Annotated in this window: 17 protein-coding genes, 1 other RNA gene and 1 pseudogene; 13 read left to right on the top strand and 6 right to left on the bottom strand. The window is 72.6% G+C overall.

Features of this window, described 5'->3' with window-relative positions; genetic code table 11:
• Positions 1-109: 109 nt before the first annotated feature.
• The 4 genes from VT52_RS12710 to VT52_RS12695 form a co-directional block, all read right to left on the bottom strand.
• Positions 110-1012, bottom strand: a complete 903-nt coding sequence (locus VT52_RS12710; RefSeq protein WP_046426993.1) for a carbohydrate ABC transporter permease — start codon at positions 1010-1012, stop codon at positions 110-112.
• Positions 1009-2352 carry a carbohydrate ABC transporter permease gene (locus tag VT52_RS12705; protein ID WP_079175011.1) on the bottom strand — a complete coding sequence of 448 codons (1344 nt, stop codon included), beginning with the start codon at positions 2350-2352 and terminating at the stop codon, positions 1009-1011. The genes VT52_RS12710 and VT52_RS12705 overlap by 4 nt, the downstream gene beginning before the upstream one ends.
• 7 nt (positions 2353-2359) lie before the next feature.
• The gene (locus VT52_RS12700) at positions 2360-3736 is read right to left on the bottom strand and encodes an ABC transporter substrate-binding protein (protein WP_046426994.1); all 1377 of its coding nucleotides are present in this window, start codon (positions 3734-3736) and stop codon (positions 2360-2362) included.
• A gap of 201 nt (positions 3737-3937) precedes the next feature.
• The gene (locus VT52_RS12695) at positions 3938-7216 is read right to left on the bottom strand and encodes an FHA domain-containing protein (RefSeq protein WP_046426995.1); all 3279 of its coding nucleotides are present in this window, start codon (positions 7214-7216) and stop codon (positions 3938-3940) included.
• 413 nt (positions 7217-7629) lie between these two features.
• Between VT52_RS12695 and VT52_RS12690 the strand changes: the two genes are divergently transcribed.
• The 4 genes from VT52_RS12690 (at position 7630) to VT52_RS12675 (ending at position 13038) form a co-directional block, all read left to right on the top strand.
• Positions 7630-9309 carry a serine/threonine-protein kinase gene (locus tag VT52_RS12690; RefSeq protein WP_046426996.1) on the top strand — a complete coding sequence of 560 codons (1680 nt, stop codon included), beginning with the start codon at positions 7630-7632 and terminating at the stop codon, positions 9307-9309.
• A 112-nt stretch (positions 9310-9421) separates the two neighbouring features.
• Positions 9422-10654 (top strand): serine/threonine-protein kinase, encoded by a 1233-nt coding sequence (locus VT52_RS12685; protein WP_046426997.1) that lies wholly within the window; start codon positions 9422-9424, stop codon positions 10652-10654.
• A 104-nt stretch (positions 10655-10758) separates the two neighbouring features.
• Positions 10759-11865, top strand: coding sequence for a peptide chain release factor 2 (prfB, locus tag VT52_RS12680; protein ID WP_046429112.1), 1107 nt, complete (start codon positions 10759-10761; stop codon positions 11863-11865).
• Between the two features lie 306 nt (positions 11866-12171).
• The gene (locus tag VT52_RS12675; RefSeq protein ID WP_071387431.1) at positions 12172-13038 is read left to right on the top strand and encodes a hypothetical protein; all 867 of its coding nucleotides are present in this window, start codon (positions 12172-12174) and stop codon (positions 13036-13038) included.
• Positions 13039-13149: 111 nt separating this feature from the next.
• Here the strand turns inward: VT52_RS12675 and VT52_RS12670 are convergent, their stop codons facing one another.
• Positions 13150-13341: a hypothetical protein gene (locus tag VT52_RS12670; protein ID WP_046423215.1), complete on the bottom strand. Its 192-nt coding sequence runs from the start codon at positions 13339-13341 to the stop codon at positions 13150-13152.
• A 279-nt stretch (positions 13342-13620) separates the two neighbouring features.
• Here VT52_RS12670 and ftsE point away from each other — a divergent pair, with 279 nt between their 5' ends.
• The 6 genes and pseudogenes from ftsE to VT52_RS12640 all read left to right on the top strand — a co-directional run.
• Complete coding sequence (gene ftsE, locus VT52_RS12665) at positions 13621-14310, top strand: cell division ATP-binding protein FtsE (protein ID WP_046423213.1); 690 nt, start codon at positions 13621-13623, stop codon at positions 14308-14310.
• A gap of 43 nt (positions 14311-14353) precedes the next feature.
• On the top strand, positions 14354-15271 hold the full coding sequence (gene ftsX / locus VT52_RS12660; RefSeq protein WP_046423211.1) for a permease-like cell division protein FtsX: 918 nt from the start codon (positions 14354-14356) through the stop codon (positions 15269-15271).
• 67 nt (positions 15272-15338) lie between these two features.
• A complete protein-coding gene (locus VT52_RS12655) occupies positions 15339-16505 on the top strand; it encodes a S41 family peptidase (RefSeq protein ID WP_206306498.1) in 1167 nt (388 codons plus the stop codon).
• 57 nt (positions 16506-16562) lie between these two features.
• Positions 16563-17105, top strand: a complete 543-nt coding sequence (gene smpB, locus VT52_RS12650) for an SsrA-binding protein SmpB (protein WP_046423210.1) — start codon at positions 16563-16565, stop codon at positions 17103-17105.
• Positions 17106-17197: 92 nt separating this feature from the next.
• Positions 17198-17566, top strand: a transfer-messenger RNA (tmRNA) gene (ssrA, locus tag VT52_RS12645).
• Positions 17567-17644: 78 nt separating this feature from the next.
• Positions 17645-17917, top strand: a pseudogene (locus VT52_RS12640) (ankyrin repeat domain-containing protein); the annotation flags it as partial.
• Between the two features lie 9 nt (positions 17918-17926).
• Here the strand turns inward: VT52_RS12640 and VT52_RS12635 are convergent.
• Entirely contained in the window at positions 17927-18742 is an 816-nt protein-coding gene (locus tag VT52_RS12635; protein ID WP_046423208.1) for a class I SAM-dependent methyltransferase, read from the bottom strand.
• A gap of 86 nt (positions 18743-18828) precedes the next feature.
• On the opposite strand from VT52_RS12635, the gene VT52_RS39390 reads away from it, so the two are divergent.
• From VT52_RS39390 to VT52_RS12625, 3 genes are all read left to right on the top strand, one after another.
• Entirely contained in the window at positions 18829-18957 is a 129-nt protein-coding gene (locus tag VT52_RS39390) for a hypothetical protein (protein ID WP_276207943.1), read from the top strand.
• Positions 18958-19143: 186 nt separating this feature from the next.
• The gene (locus tag VT52_RS12630) at positions 19144-20556 is read left to right on the top strand and encodes an FAD-binding oxidoreductase (RefSeq protein WP_206306497.1); all 1413 of its coding nucleotides are present in this window, start codon (positions 19144-19146) and stop codon (positions 20554-20556) included.
• Between the two features lie 106 nt (positions 20557-20662).
• Positions 20663-21226: a CGNR zinc finger domain-containing protein gene (locus tag VT52_RS12625; protein WP_046423207.1), complete on the top strand. Its 564-nt coding sequence runs from the start codon at positions 20663-20665 to the stop codon at positions 21224-21226.
• Positions 21227-21257: the final 31 nt, after the last annotated feature.

Genomic DNA, 21257 nt, shown 5'->3' with positions numbered 1-21257 from the left:
CGAAAGGGTGACGGGGTTACGGCCCGTACGGCATTCGGGGGACGGCCGGTGAACGAGTGGGGGCGGGCCCGTGCCCGGACCCGCCCCCTGAACAGCCTTCTGGTATGGGCTATTTGACCGCGCCCGCCATCACTCCGGACACGAACTGCCGCTGGAACGCGAAGAACACGGCCAGCGGGATCACCATGGAGATGAACGCGCCGGGTGCCAGCACGTCGATGTTGTTGCCGAACTGCCGTACCTGGGTCTGGAGCGCCACCGTGATCGGCTGGGTGCCGGACTTGGTGAACACCAGCGCGACCAGCATGTCGTTCCACACCCACAGGAACTGGAAGATGCCGAGGCTGGCGATGGCCGGGCCGCCCAGCGGCATCACCACCCGGGCGAACAGCCGCAGCTCACCGGCACCGTCGAGGCGGGCCGCCTCCAGCAGTTCACGCGGGATCTCGGCGAAGAAGTTCCGCAGCAGGAACACCGCGAACGGCAGTCCGAAGCCGGTGTGGAACAGGACCACGCCGAAAATCGTGCCGAACAGGCCGACCTTGCCGAACAGTTCGGCGATCGGGATCAGCGCCACCTGCACCGGCACCACCAGCAGGCTGACCACGCCGAGGAACCACCAGTCCCGGCCCGGGAACTCCATCCAGGCGAACGCGTATCCGGCGAGCGAGCCGATGACCACGACCAGGACGGTCGCCGGGACCGTGATCAGGACCGTGTTCAGCAGGGAGTGGGTGATGTCGCCGTTCTCCAGCAGCTTCCGGTAGCTCCCGAAGGTCAGCTCGGAGGGCTTGGTGAACACCGTCCACCAGCCGCTCGCGCTCATGTCGTCGGGGGAGCGCAGCGAGGAGATCAGCAGGCCGATGGTCGGCACCAGCCAGAACAGGCCGACGAGGACGAGGAGGACGCGGACCAGGGTGCCGCCCAGCTTCTGGGTGATCCGTGCGCCGAGCGAGGGCCGGGCGCCGGTGGCGGGCGCGGCCGCCCGGGTGTCGGTGGCGATCGCCGTCATCGCCGTACCTCCCGCCTGAGCCGTCGGATGTTGAACAGCATCACCGGGATCACCAGCAGCAGCAGGAACACCGCGATCGCGCTCGCCACGCCCGGCTGGCCCTCCGCGAAGCCCCTGCGGTACAGCTCCAGGGCGAGCACGTTCGCATCGTCCTGGGAGGAGCCGGGGGCGATGATGTAGACGAGGTCGAACACCTTGAGCACGTTGATCATCAGCGTGACGGCGACGACCGCGAGGACCGGCGCGAGCAGCGGCACGGTGACCCTGCGGAACACCTGCCACTCGCTCGCGCCGTCCACCCGCGCGGCCTCCAGCAGCTCCCGGGGCACGCCCGCGAGTCCGGCCGCGATCAGCACCATCGCGAAGCCCGCCCACATCCAGACGTACGCCCCGATGATCGCCGGGGTGACCAGCGACGGGCCGAGCCACTCGACACCGTTGTACGGCTCCCGGAAGTTGCTCGCGGGCAGACGCAGCCGGGCCCCGTCGGCCGCCGCGGGCAGCGTGAAGGTGCCGTCCGCCGCCGCCTTCGTCGAGGCCACGACCTCGCCGCCCTTCACCGCCTCGATCCGCATCCCCGGATAACCCAGCTCGCCCGGGTCGGGCGCGCCGAGCCGGCCGACGCCCTTGCCGCGGGTGAAGTCCTGCCAGGTGGTGCCGGTGACCTCGCCCGGCGCGGCCGGCGCGGCCGCCGCCTTCTTCGCGTCGCCGGGCATCCGGTCCGGGGCGACCCCGACGAGCGGCAGCGTGACCGGCTGCCCGGCGTGGACGACCGCCTTGGTGACGAAGCCGCCGCCCTGCGGGACGAGCGGCGACTCGCGGCCCGGGTGCGCCATCGGGAACGCCGAGGCCCGCGCGAACGTGTCGTGCACCGACACCCAGGCGGCGTTGGCGACGCCCTTGTCCGGGTCCTGGTCGTACACCAGCCGGAAGATGATCCCGGCCGCGAGCATCGAGATCGCCATCGGCATGAAGACGACCAGCTTGAACGCCGTTCCCCAGCGCACCCGTTCGGTCAGCACCGCGAAGACCAGCCCGAGCGCGGTGGCGACGGCGGGCGCGAACACCACCCAGATGACGTTGTTCCTCAGCGCGGTGAGGATGCCGTCGTCCGTGAAGACCGTCTTGTAGTTGTCGAACCCCGCGAACCCGTGCCCGGAGTTCGTGCCGAAGCTGCGGACGACCGAGTACCCGATCGGGTAGACCACGAGCGCGCCCAGCAGCACCAGGGCGGGCAGCAGGAACAGCACCGCCACGGCCTTGCGGGTGCCGGTCACGCTCTTGCGCGCGCGGGGCGCGGCCGGACCCGGTGGGGCCCCGGCCGCCGCTGCCGACGCCATCGCCGGCTCAGCTCCCGCTTCCGTACGCGGCCGCCGCGTCCTTCTCCAGCGCTGCCTGGGCGCCCGCGACGTCGCCCGGGTTCTTCAGGAAGTCCTGGAGATCCTTCCACTCGCCCTTGCCGGGGGTGCCGCCGAACGCCTGCGGGGCCTGGTCGGACATGTCGAAGCGGAAGTCGTCGCCCGACGCGATCAGCGACTTGGCGATCTTCTGCTGGACGCTGTTCGGGTACGACGAGATCGCCACGTTCTTGTTCGGCGAGAGGTAGCCGCCCAGCTTCGCCTGGATGGTGGCCGCGTCCGGGGAGGCGAGGAAGGTCAGCAGGGCCTGCGCCGCCTTGGAGTCCTTCAGGAGGACCGCCGCGTCGCCGCCGGAGACCACGGGCGCGGTGGAGCCGACGGCCGGGAACGGGAACACCTTGGCGTCCGTGCCCACCTTCGCCTTGGTCTCACCGATGTTGACCTGCACGAAGTCGCCCTCGTAGACCATCGCGGCCTTCGGCTGGTCGCCGCCGGTGAAGGTCTGGGTGACCGAGTTGGGGAACTCGGTCTGGAGCGCGCCGTCCTGGCCGCCCGCCAGGTAGTCCTTCTTGCCCCAGATCTGCGCCAGCGTCTGGAGCGCCCGCTTCACCGAGGGATCGGTCCACTTGATCTTGTGCTGGGCGAGCTGGTCGTACTTCTCGGGCCCCGCCTGCGAGAGGTAGACGTTCTCGAACCAGTCGGTCAGCGGCCAGCCGTCCGCGCCCGGCACGGAGAAGGGCGTGACCCCGGAGTCGTAGACGGCCTGCGCGGTCGTCAGCAGGTCCTTCCACGTCTTGGGCTCCTTGGCGCCCGCGTTCTCGAAGACCTTGGCGTTGTACCAGATGAGCGACTTGTTGGCGGCCTTGTAGTAGACGCCGTACTGCTTGCCGCCGACCTTGCCGATGTCCTGCCAGCCCTGCGAGTAGTTCTTCCGGACCTCCTTGAGCGCGTCCGCTCCGACCGGCTTGGCCCAGCCCTTGTCCACGGCCTGCTTGATGGCGCCGGGCTGCGGCAGCATCGCGATGTCCGGCGGCTGGCCGCCGGCGATCTTTGATCCGAGGAAGTTGATGATCGGGTCCTGCGCGGGCACGAAGGTGACCTTCGCGCCGGTCCGCTTCTCGAACTCCGCCAGGACCTTCTTGAAGTTCGTCTGCTCCTGACCGGTCCACACGGCCGCGATCTCCAGATGCGCGCCGTCCAGCCGGGGCAGCGACACGGAGCCGCCGGCGGACGGCGTACTCCCCTGGTCCTTCTTGTCGCCGCCGCCCCCGCCGGAGCACGCGCCGAGCACGAGGCCCCCCGCGAGCAACGCGGCGACCGCGCCTGCGGCCCTGCCGGTCCGGATGGTGCTGCTCCTGCTGTGCATCACTTCCCCGTTCGTCGTCCTCCGTCGCGCACCCCGCGCGTCCTCGCACGGTCCACGGCGGAACGCTGTCCGTGCGCTCCGGTGTACGCGGGCCGTGGAGGCGGGGCAAGAGCGCCTGCGGGCGCGAGGGGACGATCGTGACCGGGTCGTGATCAGCGGTGTATGCGCCTTGATCCAGAGGGAGTTGGCGCTTTTTGGCGCCTAGAGGAGCGAGGGTGCCTGGGCGGCCGCGACCTGGCGGGCGGCGCGTTCCACGGCACTGGCCAGGAGGGCCAGGTCGGTGGGGCCGTTGCCGAGTTCGCGGACGGGGCGCCGGGTCGGAGGGTCGCCCATGCGGTGCCAGTCCAGGGGGACGACCGTGGGGCGCTGGGTCGCGGTGCGCGGGATGCGGCCGGTGACCCGGCCGGCCTGGAACTCCACCGAGGGGGCGTCCGGACGTGCCAACCCGCCGCGGCCCGGGGCCGGTTCGTCCGGACCCTGCTGGGGGGACGCGAGCCTGACGCGGAGGGTCGCCCGGCGGGCCGGTTCGCTCTCCGCCGTACGGCCGTCCGTGCCGGCCGCCGCCACCAGGTGCACGCCGAGCCGCTCGCCCTCCCGGGCCACCGCCTCCAGGGCCCGCGTCACCGAGCCCGCGGCGGGCCGGCCCGGGGCGCCGAGCGCGGGGGAGACCAGCGCGTCCAGATCGTCGACGACCACCACGAGCCGGGGCAACGGCGTCACCGTCTCGGCGCGTTGACGTGCCGCCGCGCCCGGCCGCAGCCGCAGCGTGGAGCTGGGCGGCGCCTCGATGTCCCCCGCGCCGGGCGGGGTGCGCTGTGCGACCACCCGGCCCGGCGCCGCCCGCCCCGCGTGCCACCGCGCGAAGTCGGTCCGGCCCAGCAACTCGGCACGGCGCTTCAGCTCCGCGCTGAGCGACTGCGCGAACTCCCGCATGCGCACCGGGTCGTTGGCGATCAGATGGGTCGTCACATGGGGTATCTCCACGCAGACCCGCAGCCCCTCGTTGCGTCCGTCGCCCGTACCGACGCCGTCCCGGCCGTCGATGAGCACCATGCCGAGCCGGTCCGGCCGTTCGGCCGCGGCCAGCGAGGCCACCACGGCCCGCAGCAGCTCGGTGCGGCCGCTGCCCGCGGGGCCCTCGATCAGCAGATGCGGGCCGTCGGCCACCAGGTCCGCGGTGACCGGGCCGTGCGGTCCGGCGCCGAGCACGGCGCGGGCCCGGCCGCCCAGCGCCTCCGGGTCGTCGGCCGCGTCCGCCCAACGGGCCATCAGCGAGGCCGGGGTGGCACGGGCGAGGCCCAGCTCGTCCAGCAGCCGCGCCGACCTGGGCAGCGGCGTCGCCACCCGTGCGTGCCCGGCATCGGCCGGGCCGTCCGGCCGCAGCGGGGCCAGCGCCCGCGCGAACCGCTCCGCCCACGCCGGGGACACCGCGTCCACGGTGGCGAGCACACCGGGCGCCACGGGCCCGCCCGGCGCGACCCGCATCAGCTGGAGGGTGCCCGCCACATCGCCGCCGAGCAGGGCCACGGCCCCGCAGTGCCGGAGCGTCGGGGCCACGGCGCAGGCCGCCTCGTAGGTACGGGCCACCGGCGACGCCGCCGAGGACGCGGACACCTCCGCCAGGCACAGCACGTGCACCCCGGCTCGGGGGCCCACCGCGGCGAGCCGGGCCAGGGCCTCCTGGAGTCCGGTCCCGCCGGGGTCGCCGTCGACCACGACCACCGTGTAGGGGCCGGGGAAACCGCCGCCGCCGAGTTCGGCCTCGTCCTTGGCCCAGGAGGGGCGGCGGGGGCTCGGGGCCGGGGTGCCGAAGGCGGGGGAGAGGGCGCCGGGGGCCGGGCCGCCGAGCGGGCCGGCGGGGGCCTGCCCCTGGCGGGGGACCAGCGGGGCGTCGTACGGCCGCGCCCCGGAGCCCCCCGCGCCCCGCGCCGGGACCGATCCGGGCCGGGCGGTCCCCGCGCCGCGCGCCGTGAGGTCGTCCACCCGGCGCAGCAGTTCCTCCGTGCGGGCGGCGGCCTGTTCACGGTCGTGGGCCAGCAGGAGGCGGCAGTCCTGGCCGTGGTTCGGGCGGACGTGCGGGAGCCAGCCCAGCCAGGACCACTCGGCCGTGCGCTCCTCCATCGGGCGCGAGCCGTCCGCGCTGATCAGCACGATCTCCAGCAGGTCGGGGGAGTGCAGGGCGGCGAGCTGGGCCAGCACCGCGCGGGCCAGCCCGGACAGTCTCGGCCGGGGACCGGCGAGGCCCAGCGCGCCCGCCTCCCGCAGCGCTGCGGTCACCGGCACGGCGGGCAGCAGGGCCGAGCCGTCCGGTGTGCTCCGGTCGGCCGTGCCGAGCCGTACGGTCAGCGCCTCCGGGTGGCCCGGCCCGCGCTCCCACAGCCGGGGGCCGGGGCCGAGCGCGGTGAGCAGCAGCGCGGCGGGGTCCGGCCAGGTGTCGGGCCGGAACGGGACACCGGGGTCCGGAGCGGCACCGGCCGGGGCCGCGTCGCCGTACGACGGCGCGTCCTGCGCCGGCTGCTCGCCGCGCCCGCCGGCCAGCCGCCGGGCCCAGGCGCCGAACCCCCGCCGCCGCATGCTCTGCGCCCCGCCGCCGACCCCGAAGCGGCCCGCGTGGGTGTCCCCGTCGCCCCCGGTGAGTCCTTCGTCCGCGGCTCCCCAGGGGGCGGAGCCGAAGGCGTGCCCGGTGCCCGCTCCGACCCCGGGCACGGGCGGCGGCTGTGAACCGGGGGGACCGGTCCATGTCCCGCCCGGAGCCGTGTCCGGCAGGGGCGGCGGTGTGGGGGGCGCGGGGGCGGGGCCGGCGTCCGGCGCGTCCGCGCCGGGCCCGACGCGCAGGCAGCCCTCCCCGTCCGCGGTCACCGGCACCCGCGCCCGCGGGCCCCCGGGCGCGACCCGCAGCGCCGACTCCCCGATCCGCAGCAGGCCACCGGCGGGGACCCGTACCGCCCGTTCCCCGATCCGCGTGCCGTCCAGCGTCGTGCCGTTCGTGGAGCCCAGGTCCACGACGAGGACCCGGCCGTCCGCGCCCACCGTCACCGCGCAGTGCAGGCGCGAGACGTCGGGATCGTCCAGTGGCACGTCCGCGTCCACGGAGCGCCCGACCGTGATCCGGCCGCCGTGCAGCAGATGCACCCCGCCCGCGTCCGGCCCCGCCACCACGTGCAGCTGTGTGGGCGCGTCGTCCAGCTCGGGATGCGGTTCCGCGGCCAGGGGCCCGCCCAGCGCCAGTACGGCGCCGTCGACCAGCGGCGGCTCCCCGAGAACGGCGCGGCGCGGATCCAGCCGCTCGGCACCGGCGTACAGCACGACCGCGGCGCCCCCGGTGTCGCGGCCCGTGCCCTCCCCGGTGACCGCCCCGGCCAGCGCGGACGCGACCGCGGCGAGGTCGGTGCCCGCGGGCGCCGTGACCAGCACGTCGCGGCTCGCGCCCCGCTGCGGGGGCGGGCTCAGCGGGTCTACGACGGTCAGCCGGATCTGCATCGGCGTCAGCGGTCCCTTCTGCGCGGGTCTGCGCGGGCGCGGACTACCCCCCACCCCACATGAGCACGTCGGCCAGTACGGGAAGCATCCTCGCACCTGCCGCCGACGCCGTGCCCGCCACCCGGTGCGAAGTGATCTTGATTGGTCGGCTCTGACCCCAAAAGTGCCTGACACGGACCACGGCGGCGATCAGTTGAGATCGGTCACGTCCCCTCTTATGGCCGCTTCCGTCGGCTTCCGTCGGCCTGCCCCGGCTTCCGCCCGCTCCGGGCAACCACGGACGAAAGACGCGCGTCTTTCCTTCGAGCCTGCCCGGGAACGCTTACGTGGCGCCCCACCCGGCACCACTACAGTGGTTCGGAACATCCGGAATGCAGGCAAGCAGCATCAGCAAGCAGCAGGGAGCGCGTGACGTGCGGCCAGTCGGCAGCAAGTACCTGCTTGAGGAGCCGCTCGGACGCGGCGCCACAGGCACCGTCTGGCGTGCCCGCCAGCGCGAGACCGCGGGCGCGGAGGCGGCCGTGCCCGGTCAGCCGGGCGAGACGGTCGCGATCAAGGTCCTGAAGGAAGAGCTGGCGAGCGACCCGGACATCGTGATGCGCTTCCTGCGCGAGCGCTCCGTCCTGCTCCGGCTCACCCACCCGAACATCGTCCGGGTCCGCGACCTGGTCGTGGAGGGCGAGCTGCTGGCACTGGTCATGGACCTGGTCGACGGCCCCGACCTGCACCGCTACCTGCGCGAGAACGGCCCCCTGACGCCGGTCGCCGCCGCCCTGCTGACCGCCCAGGTCGCCGACGCGCTCGCCGCGAGCCACCGCGACGGCGTCGTCCACCGCGACCTCAAGCCCGCCAACGTGCTGCTGAGGCAGCAGGACGGCGAGATGCACCCGATGCTGACCGACTTCGGCATCGCCCGCCTCGCCGACTCCCCGGGCCTGACCCGCACCCAGGAGTTCGTCGGCACGCCCGCGTACGTCGCCCCGGAGTCCGCCGAGGGCCGCCCGCAGACCTCCGCCGTCGATGTGTACGGCGCCGGCATCCTGATGTACGAGCTGGTCACCGGCCGTCCGCCGTTCTCCGGCGCCACCTCGCTCGAGGTGCTGCACCAGCACCTCAGCGCCGAGGCGCGCCGGCCCTCCACCGTGCCGGACCCGCTGTGGACGGTGATCGAGCGCTGCCTGCGCAAGAACCCCCTGGAGCGGCCCAGCGCCGAGAACCTCGCGCGCGCCCTGCGGGTCGTCGCCGAGGGCGTCGGGGTGCACGCGAACTCCGCCCGGATCGCGGCGGCCGAGGGCGTCGGCGCCCTGCTCGCCCCCGACCCGGCCCCGACCACGGTGCCGGGCGAGCCCGGCGGCATCGGCGCGGCGGACCCCACGCAGGTGCTGCCTTCCGGCGCACCGCAGGGGGCGTACGACCCGAACGGCGCCACCAGCGTCCTGCCGCACACCGCCGGGCCCGCCGGTGCCGCGGACCCCACCGCCGTGCTGCCGCACACCGGCACCGCCGATCCGACGGCCGTGCTGCCGAACACCGGACCGCAGGGCCAGGCGTCCGACCAGCCGCACCCCTGGCAGAACCAGCTGCGGGCCGCCCGGGACCGCAACGAGCAGACGCAGATCCAGTACCTCTCCCCGGAGGACGACCCGCTGCACCACCGGCCCCAGCGGCAGGTGGCCCGCCCGCAGCACCAGCCGCGGCAGGCGCCGCAGCCGCGCCCGCAGCAGCCGCAGCAGCGCGGACGGCAGCAGGGGTACCAGCAGGGATACGGCTACGCACCCCAGCAGCCTCAGCACCACCAGCCTCAGCAGTACGCCCCGCCGCAGCAGCCTCAGCGGCCCCAGGAGCCGCAGCGGCCCGCGCGGGAGCCCCGGGCGCCGCGGCAGCGCAGTGCCAACCCGATGAAGATCCCCGGGCTCGGCTGTCTGAAGGGCTGCCTGTTCACCATCGTGATCCTGGTGGTGGCGAGCTGGCTGATCTGGGAGCTGACACCGCTGCACACCTGGGTCGGCCAGGGCCGCGGCTACTGGCACGAGCTGTCCCACTGGGCCGGCCAGGTGAGCGGCTGGGTGAAGGACCTGGGCAGCAACAACTGACCTGCGGGGTAGGTGATTTGTCGACATCTGGCGGGTGATTTCCGCCTCTCCGGTGAAGGTTGGCTCGCCGGACGCGTAGTTTTAACGACAACACGCGTCTGTAGGAGCAGTCTTGGCACGGAAGATCGGCAGCCGGTACACCGCGAACCAGATCCTGGGGCGGGGCAGCGCCGGCACGGTGTGGCTGGGCGAGGGGCCCGAGGGACCCGTCGCGATCAAGCTGCTGCGGGAGGACCTCGCCTCGGACCAGGAGCTGGTCGGGCGCTTCGTCCAGGAGCGCACGGCGCTGCTCGGGCTGGAGCACCCGCACATCGTCACCGTGCGCGACCTGGTGGTCGACGGCAACGACCTGGCCCTGGTGATGGACCTGGTGCGCGGCACCGATCTGCGCACCCGCCTGGACCGGGAGCGCAGGCTGGCGCCCGAGGCCGCGGTGGCGATCGTCGCCGATGTCGCGGACGCGCTGGCGGCGGCGCACGCGGCGGGGGTCGTGCACCGGGACGTCAAGCCGGAGAACGTGCTGCTCGACATGCAGGGTCCGCTCGGCCCCGGCGGGGCGCATCCGGCGCTGCTGACCGACTTCGGGGTGGCCAAGCTGATCGACGCGCCGCGGCGGACGCGCGCCACGAAGATCATCGGTACACCGGACTATCTGGCCCCCGAGATCGTCGAGGGGCTGCCCCCGCGGGCCTCCGTGGACATCTACGCGCTGGCCACGGTGCTGTACGAGCTGCTGGCGGGCTTCACGCCGTTCGGCGGCGGCCACCCGGGCGCGGTACTGCGCCGCCATGTCACCGAGACGGTGGTCCCCCTTCCGGGCATCCCCGAGGAGCTGTGGCAGCTGATCGTGCAGTGCCTCGCCAAGGCGCCCGCGTCCCGGCTGCGGGCCTCGGAGCTGGCGGCGCGGCTGCGGGAGCAGCTGCCGACGCTGGCCGGGCTGCCTCCGCTGGACGTGGACGAGCCGGACCTCGCGGAGGAGGCGGCCGAGGAGGAACCGGCGGCGCCCACGGCTCCGGCGCGGGGTGAGCCGGCACGACGACGGGGCGCGGTCTCCCTCGTCCAGGGTGCCCGGCCCGACTCCAACCGTGACACGCACACGTCGATGCGGGTCCCCGCCCCCGACGAGCTGGCCGGCGGCGCGCACGGCACGGCGCGGGCGCCCCGCCCCTCGGGAGCCCCCCGGCCGGGCTCGGCGAAACACCGCGCGGCGGTACGGCGCCGGCGGATCACCCTGGGGGTGGCGGGGGTGGCCACGGCCGCGCTGGTGTCGGTCGGCGCGTGGTGGGCGACCTCGGACGCCCCGGCCGGCTCCCCGCACCCGGCGGCCACGTCGTCCTCCCCCTGACCCCCCCCTTTCCCGCCCGCCCCCGCTCACCCGTCCCGCCCGGCCGGGACGAGCACGGGAGCAGCGCGGCGGAGGCCGCTTGCCACAGCCGTTACGCTTGAACCGTGGCAGTCGTCGATGTATCCGAAGAGCTGAAGTCCCTCTCCTCGACCATGGAGTCGATCGAGGCCGTCCTGGACCTCGACAAGATGAGGGCAGATATCGCCGCGCTTGAGGAGCAGGCGGCGGTCCCGTCCCTGTGGGACAACCCGGACGAGGCGCAGAAGATCACCAGCAAGCTCTCCCACCTCCAGGCCGAGGTCAGGAAGGCGGAGGCGCTGCGCGGTCGCATCGACGACCTCTCGGTCCTCTTCGAGATGGCCGAGGAGGAGGACGACCCGGACACCCGCGCCGAGGCCGAGTCCGAGCTGGCCGCCGTGCGCAAGGCGCTGGACGAGATGGAGGTCCGTACCCTCCTGTCCGGCGAGTACGACTCCCGCGAGGCCCTGGTCAACATCCGCGCCGAGGCCGGTGGCGTCGACGCCGCCGACTTCGCCGAGAAGCTCCAGCGCATGTACCTGCGCTGGGCCGAGCAGCGCGGCTACAAGACGGAACTCATCGAGACGTCGTACGCCGAAGAGGCCGGCATCAAGTCGACCACCTTCTCCGTGCAGGCGCCGTACGCCTACGGCACCCTCTCCGTCGAGCAGGGCACGCACCGCCTGGTGCGCATCTCGCCCTTCGACAACCAGGGCCGCCGCCAGACGTCCTTCGCAGGCGTCGAGGTGCTGCCGGTGGTCGAGCAGTCCGACCACGTCGAGATCGACGAGTCCGAGCTGCGCATCGACGTCTACCGTTCCTCCGGTCCCGGCGGCCAGGGCGTCAACACGACCGACTCCGCGGTCCGCATCACCCACCTGCCCACCGGCATCGTGGTCTCCTGCCAGAACGAGCGGTCGCAGATCCAGAACCGCGCCACCGCGATGAACGTCCTCCAGGCCAAGCTGCTGGAGCGCCGCCGCCAGGAGGAGCAGGCCAAGATGGACGCCCTCAAGGGCGACGGCGGCAACTCCTGGGGCAACCAGATGCGTTCGTACGTGCTCCACCCGTACCAGATGGTCAAGGACCTGCGTACGGAGCACGAGGTCGGCAACCCCGAGGCCGTGTTCAACGGCGAGATCGACGGCTTCCTCGAAGCCGGTATTCGCTGGCGCAAGCAGCAGGAGAAGTAACTTAGTCGACATGGCAACTGCCGCCCTCCTGGCGGCAGTTGTTGTTTTGTCCGGCTTTTACATCACAGTCACACGCTCCAAATCCCCCTGAATACCCTCCAGTTCGGACAAAGCGGCCAGAATGCTCTTGACGTTGCTTTGAAAAATCGGAAGGGTGAGCGCGGCATGCGTGTATCTGGGGTGCATGTGAACCGGGGGTGCCGAATCGCTCGACCTTGATTCGGGCTTCGTCAGCTGCCTCCGTCGATCACGGCCAGCCCCATCGCGCGGCCTCATTGACGAACAGCTACTGGGGGTAGCAACCATATGACGAAGAAGACGCGCATCCGCGTCGCGCGGATAGCCGCGGGCGCTGTGATCGCGGCCGGTGCGTCCCTGACCGCCGCCGGCGCGGCCTCCGCCCTGGATCTCGACGTCCAGGCGGGCCCGATCAGCCTGGGCGTGAAGGCCGACCCCTGCGACCCCGTGGGAATCTGCAACGGCGACGGCGACCAGTCGTCCTCCGGTGGCGACCAGTCCTCGTCCGGTGGCGACCAGTCGTCCTCGGGTGGGGACCAGTCGTCCTCGGGCGGTGACCAGTCCTCGTCGGGCGGTGACCAGTCGTCCTCGGGCGGGGACCAGAGCTCGTCGGGTGGGGACCAGTCGTCCTCGGGCGGGGACCAGTCCTCGTCGGGCGGTGACCAGTCGTCCTCGGGTGGCGACCAGTCCTCGTCGGGTGGGGACCAGTCGTCCTCGGGCGGTGACCAGTCCTCGTCGGGCGGTGACCAGTCGTCCTCGGGTGGCGACCAGTCCTCGTCGGGCGGTGACCAGTCCTCCTCGGGCGGTGACCAGTCCTCGTCCGGCGGTGACCAGTCGTCCTCCGGTGGCCAGGGCAACTCCGGCGGCAACGGCGGCGGCCACCACGGCGGCGGCTCCGGCACCGGCGGTTCCGGCACCGGTGGCGACAGCCCCCAGGGCGGCGGCAATGACAACGTCTCCCAGGAGGAGGGCTCCTCGGCGCTCACCAGCACCGGGTCCGACAACCCGCAGCCGCAGACCGGTGGCAAGCAGCTCGCCGAGACCGGTGCCGGGCAGACCGCGTTCCTGCTGGTCGGCGCCGCGACGATGATCGCCGGCGGCATCGGCTTCCGGATCCTGCCGCGCCTGGCGGGCCGGGGCGGCGCGGCCGCCTGACGGTGACCGGGCGGTAGCCGCCCGCGCACCCGGCGTACGCACAAGGGCCCGGAGCATCCGCTCCGGGCCCTGACGGGTTTCTGAGGCTTTTCTCGGCCGCTTCTTACCTGGTCAGGCCGTCTGATGGGCCAGCAGCGCCACCGCGGCGATCAGCACCGCCAGCAGTGCGATCAGCGCCATCGGGTTGATCCCGCCCAGGAAGCCCTCCTGCTGGAGACGCTCGCGGTTGGCACGGCACACCGGGCACCGGCCCTCGCTCACGGGCGCCGCGCAGTTCGCGCACACCAACCGGTCGTACGTCATGCGCTCGCCCTCCTCGCACCGGCCGTATCACTTCGTACAACGCTCACAGGAACGGGAACGTTCCCCTCCCACTGTGCCAGTTTCCGCCGCGCCGTGCGCGGGGCCCGTGCCGCGGCACCCGAAAAGGCCGCCGCCGCGCCCGGCTCCCCGTCCGGACCGGTGACCGGTGACCGGTGCAAAAGCGTACAAGTCTTGCCCAACCTCAGCCTGCGCCTGCGCTTGCACACCCGGTTCGCGTATGGTCACGCTCATCTACCCCCGGCGACCCGTGGTGCATCCGTGATCCGATTCGACAATGTCTCCAAGGTCTACCCCAAGCAGACCCGTCCCGCACTCAGGGATGTCTCCCTGGAAGTGGAAAAGGGCGAGTTCGTCTTCCTCGTGGGGTCCTCCGGCTCCGGAAAGTCCACCTTCCTGCGGCTGATCCTCCGCGAGGAGCGATGCAGCCACGGTCAGGTGCACGTGCTGGGCAAGGACCTCGCCCGTCTCTCCAACTGGAAGGTGCCGCAGATGCGCCGCCAGCTGGGGACCGTGTTCCAGGACTTCCGCCTGCTGCCCAACAAGACGGTCGCCGAGAACGTGGCCTTCGCGCAGGAGGTGATCGGCAAGTCCCGCGGGGAGATCCGCAAGTCCGTGCCCCAGGTGCTCGACCTCGTCGGCCTCGGCGGCAAGGAGGACCGCAGGCCCGGCGAGCTGTCCGGCGGTGAGCAGCAGCGGGTGGCCATCGCGCGCGCGTTCGTCAACCGGCCCAAGCTGCTGATCGCCGACGAGCCCACCGGCAACCTCGACCCGCAGACCTCCGTCGGCATCATGAAGCTCCTCGACCGGATCAACCGGACGGGCACCACCGTCATCATGGCGACGCACGACCAGAACATCGTGGACCAGATGCGCAAGCGCGTCATCGAGCTGGAGAAGGGCCGCCTCGTCCGCGACCAGACCCGCGGCGTCTACGGCTACCAGCACTGATTCCGCGCCCCAGTTCGTCCACGGAAAGGCACAACCCGACGCCATGCGCCCCCAGTTCGTCCTGTCGGAGATCGGTGTCGGTCTCCGCCGCAACCTCACGATGACCTTCGCGGTCATCGTCTCCGTCGCCCTGTCCCTGGCCCTCTTCGGCGGCTCCCTGCTGATGAGCGACCAGGTGAGCACCATGAAGGGCTACTGGTACGACAAGGTCAACGTCTCGATCTTCCTGTGCAACAAGCACGACGCCGAGCAGGACGTGCACTGCGCCAAGGGCGCCGTCACCGACGACCAGAAGAAGCAGATCCTCTCCGACCTGCACAAGATGCCGATCGTCGAGAAGGTGTCGTACGAGTCGCAGGACGAGGCGTACAAGCACTACAAGCAGCAGTTCGGAAACTCCCCGCTGGCCGGCTCGCTCACGCCGGACCAGATGCAGGAGTCGTACCGGATCAAGCTCAAGGACCCGCAGAAGTACCAGGTGGTCGCGACCGCGTTCAACGGGCGGGACGGCGTGCAGTCGGTGCAGGATCAGAAGGGCATCCTGGACAACCTCTTCCAGCTGCTGAACCTGATGAACCGGGGCGCGCTCGGCGTGATGGCGCTCATGCTGTTCGTGGCGCTGCTGCTGATCGTCAACACCGTGCGCGTGTCGGCGTTCAGCCGTCGGCGTGAGACCGGGATCATGCGCCTGGTCGGCGCCTCCGGCTTCTACATCCAGGCGCCGTTCATCGCCGAGGCCGCGGTCGCCGGGCTCATCGGCGGCGGACTCGCCTGCGTCTTCCTGGTGGTCGGCCGGTACTTCACCATCGACCACGGCATGGACCTGTCCCACAAGCTGACCCTGATCAACTTCGTCGGCTGGGACTCGGTGCTGACCAAGCTGCCGCTGATCCTCGCGACCAGTGTGCTGATGCCGTCCCTGGCCGCGTTCTTCGCGTTGCGCAAGTACCTGAAGGTGTGACGCATACCAAGACGGCGGTGAGGACAACGGGCCGTGACACCGGGCCCGTTGTCCTAGACTCACCGCCATGTCCGGCCGCGACCCGCTCTGTCCGCCCCACCGCGCCCGCCAAGGGGCCGCGCTGACCTTGGTCTTCGCCGGAGTCCTCGCCGCCGGAGCGGTCACCGGGGCCTTCCCGGACTCCGGTCACACGGCGCGCAGTACGGCGGCCGTGCCCGTGGGCGCCTTACACGACGAGGACGTACGGGAGGCCGCCGCCCGCGCGATGGCCGAGGGCACGTCCCCGATGGAGGCCGCCGAGCGGGCCGTCAGCCGCAGCGGCGACCGCTGGGGCGCCGTCTACTCCGAGGGCGAGTACCAGGAGTTCCAGGACTCCCTCGACGGCCGCTACACCGGCGTCGGTCTCCTGGCGGCGCGCGGACCGGACGGCCGGATCGAGATCACCGGGGTGCGGCCCGGCTCGCCCGCCGCGGCGGCCGGCATCCGCTCCGGCGACCGGCTGCGCAGCGTCGACGGCGCCCGCGCCGACGGCCTCCCGGTCACCGAGGTGGTCGCCCGGCTGCGTGGCGACGCCGACGACGCGCCCGCCGGTACGGCCGTCACGCTCGGCCTCCAGCGCGGCACCCGCGCCTGGTCCGAGACCCTGCGCCGGGCGACCCTGTCCACCGACCCGGTCAGCGTCCGCCGGCTGTCCGCGCGGGCCACCCTGATCAGGATCGCCGCCTTCACCAAGGGCACCGGTGCCCAGGTCCGCGAGGCCCTGCGGGCCGCCCCGGCCGGCGACGGGATCGTCCTGGACCTGCGCGGCAACTCCGGCGGCCTGGTCACCGAGGCGGTGGCCACCGCCTCCGCCTTCCTCGACGGCGGCGTGGTCGCCACCTACGACGTCGGCGGTGCCCAGCGCGCCCTGCGCGCCACGACCGGCGGGGACACCGGCCGCCCGCTGGTCGCCCTGGTCGACGGCGGCACCATGAGCGCGGCCGAACTGCTCACCGGCGCCCTCCAGGACCGGGGCCGCGCGGTCGTGATCGGCTCCCGCACCTTCGGCAAGGGCTCCATCCAGATGCCGACGGAACTCCCCGGCGGCTCGGTGGCCGAGCTGACCGTCGGCCACTACCGCACCCCGTCCGGGCACGCGGTCGACGGCCGGGGCATCACGCCCGACCTGGAGGCCGGGGACGGCGTCCTGCAACGCGCCGAGACCGTTCTCACCGGCCTGGGCGACGCCGATTAAAGGCTGGCCGGGAGCCCCCCGCGTAGTGCGAAAATGGACGGCACTATGAGCAAGGGAATGTACGTACCCAAGGAGTCCCAGCCCAAGCAGGGCGGCGGGGCGGGCAAGGCCAGGGACGGCGAGAAGGGCGGCAAGCGCAAGATCGTCGCCCAGAACAAGAAGGCCCGGCACGACTACGCGATCATCGACACCTACGAGGCCGGGCTCGTGCTCACCGGCACCGAGGTCAAGTCGCTGCGCGAGGGCCGGACCTCGCTGACAGACGGCTTCGTCCAGATCGACCGGGGCGAGGCGTGGCTGCACAACGCCCACATCCCCGAGTACCACCAGGGGAGCTGGACCAACCACTCCGCGCGCCGCAAGCGCAAGCTGCTGCTGCACCGCGAGGAGATCGACAAGCTGGAGTCCAAGGCCCAGGAGACGGGTCACACCATCGTGCCGCTCGCCCTGTACTTCCGGGACGGCCGCGCGAAGGCCGAGATCGCGCTCGCCCGGGGCAAGAAGGAGTACGACAAGCGGCAGACCCTGCGGGAGAAGCAGGACCGGCGCGAGTCGGACCGTGCCATCGCGGCCGCGAAGCGCAGGCAGCGCGGCGTGTAGCCCGGGAATACGGTGGCACCGAGCCGCGTTGTTCCCGTACGATGGCGGCAGCATGGGGCGCGAGTCCTGTGCGCACCTTGAAAAAACAACATGGGGATGATCGGTTTCGACAGCGGCTGTCGAAGCAGGGGAAGCGTGTCGAGGAAGCGGCCATGATCTCGTAAACCACAGGCCGAAACCAATAATCGCCAACACCAAGCGCGATTCCTTCGCCCTCGCTGCCTAAGTAGCGACTTGCGAAGTGTCAGCCCGGGGCTGTTCCCGACCCGGATCCTGGCATCAGCTAGGGGACTAAACCTTGATCCCGGTCACGGGGTGAAGAGGGAAATCAAACAGTGACTGAGCCCGTCGGCGACTTGTTCGCGTGATCGCCGGGGCTGAGAAAATCACAGCGGACTGCGCACGGAGAAGCCCTGATTCCGCACCGTTGGACGCGGGTTCGATTCCCGCCATCTCCACGAACCCCCTCGGGGGTAACCCCATGTGGGCGAAGGCCCCGCCGCGTGATGCGGCGGGGCCTTCGCCGTACGCGCGGCACGGCGTCCGTGAGCGGCGACGCCGAGATCGTCCTGCTCCTCCTGGCGGCCGGGGCCCGTCCCGACACCGAGAGCGCCGGGCCGCGGGCGGAGGGGACGCCGTTGTGCGCGGCCGCGTGCTGGGGACACGCCGAGACGGTGAGCGCGTCGCCGGTCCACGGCGCCGACCCGGAGCTCCATGAGGATCACGGCACGGGCCGTACGCCCCTCGAATGGGCGCCGGCCGGCCCGCATGCCGAGACCGTCGGCCACCTGACCGCCGCGGGAGCGGTGTGAGGGAGCCGGTCAGGCGATCCGCGCCGAGGCGAGGCGCACCTCGAACCCGCAGGGCACCAGGCCCTCCGGCGTGACCAGGTCCGCGACATCGGCGAAGAAGTCCCGACGGAGCCGGGCGACGGCCCGCTCCTCCATCGGCGCGAGATCGTAGAGCCCGGACACGGAGTCCCACACCTGCTCCGGTGTCCCCCCGATGTCGATCGGCACGGTCTCCCACTCGACATCCTCGAATCCCACCGGCCGAAGAATCTCCTCGAAACCCTCCCGATCGCGCATCCGCCTGTCCCCCAGCGCGGGGATGCGCGCGGTGGTTCGCTCGCCCGCGCGCCGCAACAGCCCGACGAACCGCTCGTACGCCTCCCCGCCGACGGCCCCGCCGCCCAGCACGCAGGCGAGCACCCCACCGGGTACCAGCACCCGCGCCACCTCGGCCGCGACCTGCTCGATGTCGCCCATGAGCATCAGCGCGAGATGGGAGACGCAGGCATCGAAACTCCCTTCGGCGAAGGGCAGTTCCTGCGCCCGCCCGGTGTGCAGCCGCGCCGCGGAGAGGGCCGGCCGCCGCCGCGCGAGGGCCAGCGACTGGGGCGACAGATCCACCCCGGCGAGCTGTCTGCCGCCGTCCCGCGCGAGCAGTTCGAGCAACAGCCCGTCCCCGCAACCGAGATCGAGCACCCGCCGGTGCCCGGCGACCCGGTCACGCAGAAGCTCGTAACTGGACCGTCCGTCCGGCCCCCGGCCCCGCCCGAACGCCTCGGCGGTCACGGCGGGCCGCACGGCGTGGAAGGCCCGGAGAAAATCTTCCTGCACGGTGCTGTCTGTCATGCCCAGAATCTACGGCTCCCCCTGCCGCCGCCGTGCGTCCGGGCGTTAGGGTTTTGTGTCACATCGTCATACGAGGGGGATTGTCGATGAACTCCATGAAGGGCGGCGACGACACGGGGAACAAGACCTCGATGTCGCTCGCGTACGGCATGATCGGTATGTCCTTGCTGACGGCGCTGCTGGTCCTGCTGTGGATGGTCGTACGAGGCCACTGAGCGGCCGCCGGCACGCGGGTCCGATCAGTCCCCGCCGCGCGAGTGCGCCGCGGCGGGCCGCTGCGGTGATCGCCGGCGCGCCCCTCCCGAGGCCCGCCCCGCCCCGGCGTGCAAGAGCCGCTCCCCGGACGGACAATATTTGCGGCGTTGGCAGGGGTTCCGTTGTGCGAACCGAGGTGTTCGGCCATGAGCGTCATCGACGAGACCGCTCTGGACATTCTGCGGGGGGCTCTGCGAGGAGGCGTCACAGGACCGGGGGATCCCGGGTACGACCAGGCCCGCGGCATCTACAACGCCATGATCGACCGGCGGCCGGCCGCGTTCGCGCGGTGCGCGGACGTGGCGGACGTACGGACCGTGCTCGCGTTCGCGCGGGACAACGGCGTGGCGACGGCCGTACGCGGGGGCGGGCACAGCGGGCCGGGGCTGTGCCTGGTGGACGGTGCGCTCACCCTCGATCTGGCGCCCATGCGCTGGGTGCACGTGGAGCCGGAGGCCCGGACTGCCCGGGTCGGCGGGGGGAGCCTGCTCGGCGATCTCGACCACGCGGCGCACACCTTCGGGCTGGGAGTGCCCTCGGGGATCATGTCGACCACCGGGGTCGGCGGGCTCACCCTCGGCGGTGGGCACGGTCATCTCACCCGCCGCTACGGTCTGACCATCGACAGCCTGCTCTCCGCGGACGTCGTGCTCGCCGACGGGAGCTTCGTCACCGCGTCCGCCGACCAGCACCCCGATCTGTTCTGGGCGCTGAGGGGCGGCGGCGGCAACTTCGGTGTCGTCACCTCCTTCGCCTTCCGGCTGCACCCGGTGGACGCCGTCGGGGTCGCGATCACGCTGTGGCCGGTCGACCGGGTACGTGAAGTGCTGAGCTGGTACCGGGAGTTCCTGCCCGCCGCGCCGCGGGAGCTGAGCGGGTTCTTCGCGCTGCTGACCGTCCCGCCCGGCCCGCCGTTCCCCGAGCCGCTGCACGGCGAGAAGGTGTGCGGCGTGGTGTGGTGCCACACCCCGACGCGCCCCGGGGCACCGGTGGAAGAGGAACAGCAGCGGCTGGAGAAGGCCGTCGCCGCGGTGGCCGACGCCGGGCCGCCCGCCTTCCACTTCGCCACGGTCATGCCCTACCCCGCCCTCCAGACCATGTTCGACCAGCTGCTGCCCAGAGGGCTCCAGTGGTACTGGCGCGGGGACTTCTTCGACGCCATCTCCGACGACGCCGTCGCCGTGCACGCGGAGTACGGCCGGAACCTCCCCACCGGCCTGTCCACCATGCACCTCTACCCGGTGGACGGAGCGGCCCACCAGGCAGGCCCCGACGAGACGGCCTGGGCCTACCGGGACGCCCTGTGGTCCGGTGTCATCGCGGGCATCGACCCGGACCCCGCCAACGCCGAGCCGATCCGCCGCTGGTGCGTCGACTACTGGAGCGACCTGCACCCCCACTCCATGGGCGGCGGCTACCTCAACTTCCTGGGCCAGGAGGAGGCCGGCGACCGGGTACGGGCGACCTACCGCGGCAACTACGACCGGCTGGCCGAGGTCAAACACACCTACGATCCGGACAACTTCTTCCGGGCCAACCAGAACATCCCGCCGGCCTGAGCGCGACCGCCCCCGGTGCGAGGGGTTCCGGGGAGGCGTCCGGGCGGGCACTGTGGGAGGGAGGCGGTCTGTACGACTCCCCGTATGCCTAGGCGGTGACAGGCACATGGCGCTGCGGTTCGATGCCGGACGGGTTTGTCTGGACCTGTTGGCGACCGGCCATCCAGGTGAACGGCTGGACTCCGTCGGGGCGTTGTGCGGCTGGATCGAGGAGGCCGGGCTGGTGCCGGCCGGTACGGGGCTCGGGCACGCCGACGGGACCTGGGTCGCGCGGTTCAGGGAAGTGCGCGAGGACATAGGGAAGCTGGTGCGGCCCGGCGGTGGGCCGGTGTCCTACGGGAGGGCGCTCGGGCGGGTGAACGAGGTGGCCCGGGGGACGCCGCCGGTGCCCCGTGCCGTACGGCGTGGCGACGGGCTGCTCGTCCGCGAGCTGGTCGCGCCGCCCGGACCCGCCGCACTGCTCGCGCTCCTGGCCCGGGACGCCGTGGAACTGCTCACCGACCCGGTCGCGCGGGCCGCCCTTCGCGAGTGCGAGGGGGACAACTGCCCGCTCCTCTACCTCGACACCTCCCGGGGACGCCGCCGGCGCTGGTGCTCCAGCGAGGTCTGCGGCAACCGGGAGCGGGTGGCCCGCCACCGGCGCCGGGCGGCCGCCCTCACCCGCGCGTGACCCCCGGCGCCCGCGCACGGCCCCGCCCCTG

It is taken from the genome of Streptomyces malaysiense (genome assembly GCF_000980885.2).
GTDB classification, from domain to species: domain Bacteria; phylum Actinomycetota; class Actinomycetes; order Streptomycetales; family Streptomycetaceae; genus Streptomyces; species Streptomyces malaysiense.
This window is presented reverse-complemented; position numbering and strand designations above follow the sequence as displayed.

Excerpts from the sequence above, each read along its gene's own strand:
- VT52_RS12630 (WP_206306497.1), top strand. The coding sequence starts at position 19,144 with ATGAGCGTCATCGACGAGACCGCTCTGGACATTCTGCGGGGGGCTCTG.
- VT52_RS39390 (WP_276207943.1), top strand. The coding sequence starts at position 18,829 with ATGAACTCCATGAAGGGCGGCGACGACACGGGGAACAAGACCTCGATG.
- VT52_RS12695 (WP_046426995.1), bottom strand. The coding sequence starts at position 7,216 with ATGCAGATCCGGCTGACCGTCGTAGACCCGCTGAGCCCGCCCCCGCAG.
- VT52_RS12675 (WP_071387431.1), top strand. The coding sequence starts at position 12,172 with ATGACGAAGAAGACGCGCATCCGCGTCGCGCGGATAGCCGCGGGCGCT.
- VT52_RS12625 (WP_046423207.1), top strand. The coding sequence starts at position 20,663 with ATGGCGCTGCGGTTCGATGCCGGACGGGTTTGTCTGGACCTGTTGGCG.
- ftsX (WP_046423211.1), top strand. The coding sequence starts at position 14,354 with ATGCGCCCCCAGTTCGTCCTGTCGGAGATCGGTGTCGGTCTCCGCCGC.
- VT52_RS12670 (WP_046423215.1), bottom strand. The coding sequence starts at position 13,341 with ATGACGTACGACCGGTTGGTGTGCGCGAACTGCGCGGCGCCCGTGAGC.
- smpB (WP_046423210.1), top strand. The coding sequence starts at position 16,563 with ATGTACGTACCCAAGGAGTCCCAGCCCAAGCAGGGCGGCGGGGCGGGC.
- VT52_RS12700 (WP_046426994.1), bottom strand. The coding sequence starts at position 3,736 with ATGCACAGCAGGAGCAGCACCATCCGGACCGGCAGGGCCGCAGGCGCG.
- VT52_RS12655 (WP_206306498.1), top strand. The coding sequence starts at position 15,339 with ATGTCCGGCCGCGACCCGCTCTGTCCGCCCCACCGCGCCCGCCAAGGG.
- VT52_RS12635 (WP_046423208.1), bottom strand. The coding sequence starts at position 18,742 with ATGACAGACAGCACCGTGCAGGAAGATTTTCTCCGGGCCTTCCACGCC.
- VT52_RS12710 (WP_046426993.1), bottom strand. The coding sequence starts at position 1,012 with ATGACGGCGATCGCCACCGACACCCGGGCGGCCGCGCCCGCCACCGGC.
- VT52_RS12705 (WP_079175011.1), bottom strand. The coding sequence starts at position 2,352 with ATGGCGTCGGCAGCGGCGGCCGGGGCCCCACCGGGTCCGGCCGCGCCC.